Origin of the sequence: Hansschlegelia zhihuaiae, from assembly GCF_004103825.1 — a bacterium.
GTDB lineage: Bacteria > Pseudomonadota > Alphaproteobacteria > Rhizobiales > Methylopilaceae > Methylopila > Methylopila zhihuaiae.
Genome location: NZ_RYFI01000024.1, coordinates 57437 through 64055, shown reverse-complemented (window position 1 = coordinate 64055; position 6619 = coordinate 57437). Strand labels below are relative to the sequence as shown.

At 70.1% G+C, this 6619-nt stretch carries 9 protein-coding genes; 3 read left to right on the top strand and 6 right to left on the bottom strand.

The genetic code is table 11. The features are described 5' to 3' along the window. The 3 genes from EK403_RS19630 to zapE all read right to left on the bottom strand — a co-directional run. The coding region (locus tag EK403_RS19630; protein ID WP_342633796.1) for an ATP-grasp domain-containing protein at window positions 1-169 on the bottom strand (169 nt) is incomplete at its 3' end. A gap of 214 nt (window positions 170-383) precedes the next feature. Further along, window positions 384-1349 carry a malate dehydrogenase gene (gene mdh / locus EK403_RS19625; RefSeq protein WP_128779150.1) on the bottom strand — a complete coding sequence of 322 codons (966 nt, stop codon included), beginning with the start codon at window positions 1347-1349 and terminating at the stop codon, window positions 384-386. A 148-nt stretch (window positions 1350-1497) separates the two neighbouring features. Next, window positions 1498-2661, bottom strand: coding sequence for a cell division protein ZapE (gene zapE, locus EK403_RS19620; protein WP_128779149.1), 1164 nt, complete (start codon window positions 2659-2661; stop codon window positions 1498-1500). Window positions 2662-2825: 164 nt separating this feature from the next. Here zapE and EK403_RS19615 point away from each other — a divergent pair, with 164 nt between their 5' ends. Both EK403_RS19615 and cutA read left to right on the top strand, forming a co-directional pair. Continuing rightward, a complete protein-coding gene (locus tag EK403_RS19615; protein ID WP_128779148.1) occupies window positions 2826-3155 on the top strand; it encodes a hypothetical protein in 330 nt (109 codons plus the stop codon). Between the two features lie 44 nt (window positions 3156-3199). Continuing rightward, the gene (gene cutA / locus EK403_RS19610; RefSeq protein ID WP_245479805.1) at window positions 3200-3511 is read left to right on the top strand and encodes a divalent-cation tolerance protein CutA; all 312 of its coding nucleotides are present in this window, start codon (window positions 3200-3202) and stop codon (window positions 3509-3511) included. On the opposite strand, the gene EK403_RS19605 is transcribed toward cutA, so the two are convergent. After that, window positions 3469-3753, bottom strand: coding sequence for a DUF2061 domain-containing protein (locus EK403_RS19605; RefSeq protein WP_245479804.1), 285 nt, complete (start codon window positions 3751-3753; stop codon window positions 3469-3471). The genes cutA and EK403_RS19605 overlap by 43 nt on opposite strands. A gap of 297 nt (window positions 3754-4050) precedes the next feature. Between EK403_RS19605 and EK403_RS23820 the strand changes: the two genes are divergently transcribed. Then, window positions 4051-5403: a cell wall hydrolase gene (locus EK403_RS23820; RefSeq protein WP_128779155.1), complete on the top strand. Its 1353-nt coding sequence runs from the start codon at window positions 4051-4053 to the stop codon at window positions 5401-5403. 16 nt (window positions 5404-5419) lie between these two features. Here the strand turns inward: EK403_RS23820 and EK403_RS19595 are convergent, their stop codons facing one another. After that, entirely contained in the window at window positions 5420-5647 is a 228-nt protein-coding gene (locus EK403_RS19595; RefSeq protein WP_128779145.1) for a hypothetical protein, read from the bottom strand. Window positions 5648-5655: 8 nt separating this feature from the next. Continuing rightward, window positions 5656-6534 carry an aldo/keto reductase gene (locus EK403_RS19590; protein ID WP_128779144.1) on the bottom strand — a complete coding sequence of 293 codons (879 nt, stop codon included), beginning with the start codon at window positions 6532-6534 and terminating at the stop codon, window positions 5656-5658. Between the last annotated feature and the right edge of the window lie 85 nt (window positions 6535-6619).

The following is a 6619-nucleotide window of genomic DNA, read 5'->3' as shown; positions in this document are numbered from 1 at the left end:
CCTTGCCGCGGCCCCCCGCATGAATCTGTGACTTCACAACCCACACAGGGCCGGGCAGCTGGCCCAGCGCCTCGTCGGCGTCGTCCGCCGTCAGGATCGCGAAGCCGGTCGGCACCGGCGCGCCAAATTTTCCGAGCAGCGCCTTGGCCTGATATTCATGGATGTTCATGCGGTCCCTCCAGCGGGTGCTCGGTCGTCATCGGCGCCGCGCTCATGTCCCGGCCTCGAGCCGGGACCCATAAGCGCCGCCCGCGCAAGATGGAATGCGACGGCGGATCAAACCTTCGGACGCCGCGCGGAATGGGTCCAGGCGCAAGGCCCGGACATCGGCGTCGAGGATCCTGAGCCCACGCGTCAGGACGAAGACGGTCGCGTCGCCGGCCTCACTTGCCCAGGTTTGGGGCGATCTTCCGGCAGGCCTCGATCAGGCCCTTCACGGCGTTGACCGACTTGTCGAACTCTGCCCTCTCGGACCGGTCGAGCTCGATCTCGACGATCCGCTCGACGCCGCCCGCCCCGATCACCGTCGGCACGCCGACATAGATGCCGTCCACGCCGTACTGGCCGGTGAGCTGCGCCGCGCAGGGCAGCACGCGCTTCTTGTCCTTGAGATAGCTCTCGGCCATCGCGATCGCCGAGGCCGCCGGCGCGTAGAACGCCGAGCCGGTCTTGAGCAGGCCGACGATTTCGGCGCCGCCGTCGCGGGTGCGCTGGACGATCTGGTCGAGCTTCGCTTGCGTGGTCCAGCCCATCTTGATGAGGTCCGGCAGCGGAATCCCGGCGACCGTCGAGTAGCGGGTCAAGGGCACCATGGTGTCGCCATGGCCGCCGAGCACGAAGGCGGTGACGTCCTCGACCGAGACGCCGAACTCCTGGGCGAGGAAGTAGCGAAAACGCGACGAGTCCAGCACGCCGGCCATGCCCACGACCTTCTCGGGCTTCAGTCCCGAGGATTGCTGCAGCGCCCAGACCATCGCGTCGAGCGGGTTGGTGATGCAGATCACGAAGGCCTCGGGCGCGAATTTCGCGATGCCGGCGCCGACCTGCTCCATGACCTTGAGGTTCACGCCGATCAGGTCGTCGCGGCTCATGCCCGGCTTGCGCGGCACGCCCGCCGTCACGATCACCACGTCGGCGCCGGCGAGGTCCTCGTAAGAAGACGTGCCCTTGAGGGCGGCGTCGAAGCCGTCGACTGGCGAGGATTCCGCAAGATCGAGCGCCTTGCCCTGTGGCACGCCGTCGACGATGTCGAACAGGACGACGTCGCCGAGCTCCTTCAGGCCGACGAGATGGGCGAGCGTGCCGCCGATCTGGCCTGCGCCCACGAGTCCGATCTTGCTGCGCGCCATGGGGTCTCTCCGGTCGAAATTGAGGGGTCGGCGGGCCGCGACGGACCCAAGCGGGTTCGGCGGTTCGACTAGCCCGTTCGCGCCGGGCGTTCAAGGGATCGGGCGCGCTTATCGGCCGATCGCGCCCGCGGATCGTGGGCGGCCCGCGTCACGTCTCCACCAACCCGGTGGTCGCGCCGCTCGCGGCGCTGTCGCCGCGCCCATGCGCGCGGCGTAGCCATTCGTCCGAGCCCATCTCGACGAGGCGCGAGGCCGTGCGCGCGAAGCCGAAGCTCTCATAGCCGGTCTCGCCGGCCCAGATCGCGTCCGGCGCGGTCTCGGCGGAGGCGACGAGCTTCACATTGCGCTCGTAGAGCACGTCGATCAGCGTCATGAAGCGGCGCGCCTCGTTGCGGCGGCGCTCGTCGAGCCGCGGCACTCGGTCGAGCACCAGCGTGTGGTAGCGCCGGGCGATCGCGAGGAAGTCGGCCGCCCCGAGCGGCTTGGCGCAGAGATCTCCGAACGAGGCCCGGGCGACGCCGTTCGCGGCGCGCGGGATCGTCACCTTGCGGCCCTGGACCTCGATCTCGGCCCGCGCGCCGTGTTCGCCGGCGAGCGCCTGGAAGGCGTCGTCGAGCGCGGCATCCGCTTCGGCGTCGGCGGGCGAGATCCAGACCTCGCCCTGACCGAGCTTCTCGCGGCGAAAATCCGTCCGGGCATCGAGCCGGAAGACCTCGAGCCTGTCCTCGATCATGCGCACGAAGGGCAGGAACAGCGAGCGGTTGAGGCCGTCCTTGTAGAGCTCGGAAGGCGGCACGTTGGAGGTCGCCACCACCACGACGCCGGCCTCGAACAGGCGCTCGAACAGGCGGCCGAGGATCATGGCGTCGGCGATGTCGGTGACGTGAAGCTCGTCGAAGCAGAGCAGCGAGACTTCCCCCGCGATCGCCTCGCCGACCAGCGGGATGGCGTCGCCGCCGGCCTTCCCGACCTTGGCCTCCTGGCGCCTCGCATGGATGCGGGCGTGGACGTCCTGCATGAAGTCGTGGAAATGCGCGCGCCGCTTGGTCTCGACGTCGGCTGAGGCGAAGAAGATGTCCATCAGCCGCGTCTTCCCGCGCCCGACGTCGCCCCAGACATAGAGGCCTTTCGGCGTCGGCGCGTTGGAGCGCCCGAACAGCCAGCCCAAGGCGCCCTGGCGATCGCCGACCCGCTCCTCGAGGTTCTTCTCGAGCTTATCCAGCCGCTGGGCGAGCTTGGCCTGCGCCGGGTCGCGGTCGAGCGCGCCGGATCGGACGAGGGCGTCGTAGCGCTGAAGGGTCGTCTGGCTCATCGGCGCCCGGAGAGGCCGCGCCGTCCGAGCGGCGCGCGGCCCCTTAGCAGAGCGCGCGCCGCGGCGTCAAAAAGCCCGTGGCGTCACGCCTGCGTCATCGCGGAACGTCGCGGGCGACCCTGACGTTGTGTCATCCTTCGACCGCCCCTTGGGGAACCGCCGCCATGAGACTAGCGTTCGCAGCCCTCGCCGCCGTGCTCGGCGCGCTCGCCGTCGCCCCGGCGCCCGCAAACGCGGAATCGTCCTATTGGGAGGAGCGCTGGCGCAGCCGCGACTCGACGCCCGAGTATCGGTCCGACCGCCGTCGCTACCGCGAGCCGGACCATGTGGACATCCGCATCAACAAGCGCGCCCGGCCGGCTTACGCGGCGCGGCGCGGCTATCCCCCGCGCAGCTATAACGGGCCGGTCTACCAGACGCAGGAGCAGGTCCAGCAGTCGGTCTACGACTTCGCAACCGGCGGCGTCGGCGACATCAACGCCTATCGCTACTGACCGCCATCCCCTCAGCGATGGCGACGGCGCGAACGCCTGACTTCGTGACGGTCTGCACGACGACGGACGACCGCGGCGTCGCGGACGCCATCGCGCGCGCCGCGATCGAGCGACGCTTCGGCGCCTGCGCGCGCATCCTGATGGCCGAGAGCGTCTATCGCTGGAAAGGCGAGATCTGCGTCGCGGCCGAATTCGTGGTCGAGATCAAGACGACGGCCGAACGCGCGCCAAAGGTCGAGGCGCTGATCCGCGAGCTGCACGCTTACGAGCTGCCCGAGATCGTCGTCCATCCGATCGTCGGCGGCTCGCAGGCCTACTTCGACTGGCTGTCCGGAGAGCTCGACGCCGCCTCGTGAAGATGCAGCGGCTTCGGCTGCCGCGTGCCCCAGGCGATGTGCGCCCAGCCGCGCTCATGCAGATAATAGAGCACGATCTTCGTGACCACCTCGGCCGAGGCGATGGATCCGGCGACCTTGACGGAGCCGGTGAACAGATAGCCGAGCGCGAGCGTGTCGAGCGAGCCCAGCACGCGCCAGCTGATGGTCTTGGCGAGCGAACGCGCCGGAGACGCGCTCGCGGTCGTGATGATGTCGGTCAAAGCCGGTCTCCGATGTATCCTGGACACGCCCCGCGAGCGCGAACCATGGGCTGCGCGCGGCAATGGACCCGGCATGCGCCGTGAGTCCAGCCGAAAGGCTCGGGGCTCGTGACGGCGGCTTTCCTCAGGCGGTTAAACTTTTCCTCAGACTCTTCGCGTTTTCTGAGCCTGGGCGTCGTCGCCGAGGCTTTCCCGCGAATATGTTGCGGTGAGGCCACAACGGTCCGGCGCCCGCGTAAGCGTAGCGTTGGAGCGTGCCGAGTGACCCGAGAAACCGCCTCACGGCTTCGTGCGGCCATGGTGCTCCTCGTCGCCTCCGCGGCGCTCGCCGGCTGCGCGTCGAAGGGCTCGGTCACCAGGGTGCGCCTGAGCGAGCGCGAATGCCTGGCGCGGGCGATGTATTTCGAGTCGAACCGCTCGAGCGACGCGGGCATGCTGGCGGTCGGCACCGTTGTTATGAACCGGCTAAAATCCGGAAAATACGGCTCGACGATCTGCGAGGTCGTGGGCGCGCCGCGCCAGTTCGCGCCGGGCGTGCTGACGCGCTCCATGAACGACCGCGGCGCCCCGCGCGCCCGCAAGGTCGCGGACGCGGTGCTGGCCGGGCGTCGGCACAGGGGCGTGCAGAACGCCGAGTTCTTCCACACGGCGGGGTACAAGTTCCCTTACCGGAACATGCGCTACGTGCTGGTCGCGGGCGGCAACGCCTTCTACGACAAGCGCCAGCCGCCCAAGACCTGGTGGGGCGGCGAGGGCCGCTGGGGGCCGCCGCCGACGCCGACCGAGCGGATCGACGGCGGCGAGGTCATGGTCGCCTCGGTCGAGGTCGAGGACGACGCAGCACGGCCCGCCGCGCCGAAGCGCGCCTTCGAGGCGCAGCCCGCCCCGGTCGAAACCAAGGTCGCGGTCGCCGAAGCGCCGCGCGCCCGGTCCGGCTTCTCCGGCGGGATTCCGATCTTCGAGCCGCCGCCCTCGGATCGCGCGCTGTCGGCGCGTCGGCCGGCGCCGACCGTGGTCGCGTCGCTCGACCGGCCGGTTCCGGCCAACCGCGCCGAGGCCCGCGCCAGCCTCCGCGAAGACAATGGACTGCGCGAGGAAGACCGCTGGCGCGATCAGGAACTCGCCGAGGAGTCGGGCCGCAAGCCCGCCTCGGACGGCGACTGGCGCGAGCGTCGGGACCCGACGATCGAATCCGCGCCGCTGCCGGTCATCGAGACCGCGCCCGAACCCCGTCCGGCCCGGCCGTCCCGCGTCGCCCGCGCGCCGGAATCGTATGGCGGCGGCTATGACGCGCCCGAGCCGAAGCCGGTCCGGAGCGCGCCGGTCGCAGCCCGCGCCCCGGAGAGCTATGGCGACGGCTACGACGCGCCAGAACCGAAGCCGTCGCGGAACGTTCAGGTCGCATCCCGCGCGTCACGAACGGTCGATGTCCGCAGCCGGCCCGTCGAGGCCGATCCCGCGGCGCTGGGCTGGCGGACCGGCCCACAGCCGGTCCGCACCGAGAGCAGCGGCGATGCGGGCGGCTATCAGCCGCTGTCGCAGGCGGCGAGCGAAGGGTCCGGCGCCAACGATCGCCGCGCCCCGTCCCGGTCGAAGTCGCGCTCCTATGGCGGCGTCGAGCTCGGCGACGTCGGCTTCGGCTATCGCTGACGCCGGGCCTCCGGCGTCATCTGTCCTTCAGCCAGCGCGCGGCCTCCCGGTCGTCGGACAGGCGGACCGCCGTCGCGTCCCGCGCCCCGCAATGGCGGCAGACGAGGCGCGACAGCGTCTCGCTTTCCAGCTGGCGCGCCTCGACGCTGGTCGAGCCGAAGACGCGCTTGCGGCCGCAGCGCCGGCAACTGACGCAGAGCGGACGGGCGAACAGCGGCCCGGCGTCTGCGCCTGTCGCCGGCATCGACGGCCTCAGGCCGCCTTACGGAACGCGTCCTTGCCCTGCCGGTCGAGCGCCGAAAAGTCCTCGTCGGACAACGTGATGCCCGCGGCCGCGACGTTCTCCTCGAGGTGGCTGACCTTGGAGGTGCCGGGGATCGGCAGCATCACGGGACTGCGCTTCAGCACCCAGGCGAGCGCGACCTGGCTGGGCGACGCGCCGTTCTTCTTCGCGACCGCGTCCAGCACCGAGCCGGGCTTGGCGAGGTCGCCGGCGGCGAGCGGGAACCAGGGGATGAAGCCAATGCCCTCCTTCTCGCAGAAGTCCAGCACGTCCTCGCTGGTCCGGTCGACGAGGTTGTAGCGGTTCTGGACCGTCACGACCTTGAACTTCTTCTGCGCCGCCTTGATCTCCTCGACGCTCACCTCGCTCAGGCCGAGATGCCGGACAATCCCCTCATTCTGAAGCTCCGCCATGACGTCGAACTGCTCGTCGCGCGGCACCTTGGGGTCGATGCGGTGGAGCTGCCACAGATCGATCGTCTTCACACCGAGCCGCCTCCGGCTCATCAGCGCGCACTGCTTGAGATATTCGGGCCGCCCGACCGGAAGCCAGATCCCCGGTCCGTGGCGCACGAGCCCGCCCTTGGTGGCGACGAACAGCCCCTCATAAGGCCTCAGCGCGTTGCGGATCAGCGTCTCGCTGGTGAAAGGCCCATAGGAGTCCGCTGTGTCGATGAAATCGACGCCGAGCTCAGGGAGGCGCTTCAGGGTCGCGAGCGCGCCCGCCTGGTCCTTCGGCTTGCCCCAGACGCCGTCGCCCGTGACGCGCATGGCGCCGAAGCCGAGGCGGTTGACCCTGCGGTCGCCGATCGTGAACTGGCCCGAGGCGGCGGCTGTGACATCGCTCATGGAACTGCTCCCTTCTGGGTTCGCTATCGGCCCCCGAAGCCGAGAGCGTCGTTGCGGCTGATATGGGCGCCGGCGCGCCGGATGC

Excerpts from the sequence above, each read along its gene's own strand:
- mdh (WP_128779150.1), bottom strand. The coding sequence starts at position 1,349 with ATGGCGCGCAGCAAGATCGGACTCGTGGGCGCAGGCCAGATCGGCGGC.
- zapE (WP_128779149.1), bottom strand. The coding sequence starts at position 2,661 with ATGAGCCAGACGACCCTTCAGCGCTACGACGCCCTCGTCCGATCCGGC.
- EK403_RS19615 (WP_128779148.1), top strand. The coding sequence starts at position 2,826 with ATGAGACTAGCGTTCGCAGCCCTCGCCGCCGTGCTCGGCGCGCTCGCC.
- EK403_RS23820 (WP_128779155.1), top strand. The coding sequence starts at position 4,051 with ATGGTGCTCCTCGTCGCCTCCGCGGCGCTCGCCGGCTGCGCGTCGAAG.
- EK403_RS19595 (WP_128779145.1), bottom strand. The coding sequence starts at position 5,647 with ATGCCGGCGACAGGCGCAGACGCCGGGCCGCTGTTCGCCCGTCCGCTC.
- EK403_RS19590 (WP_128779144.1), bottom strand. The coding sequence starts at position 6,534 with ATGAGCGATGTCACAGCCGCCGCCTCGGGCCAGTTCACGATCGGCGAC.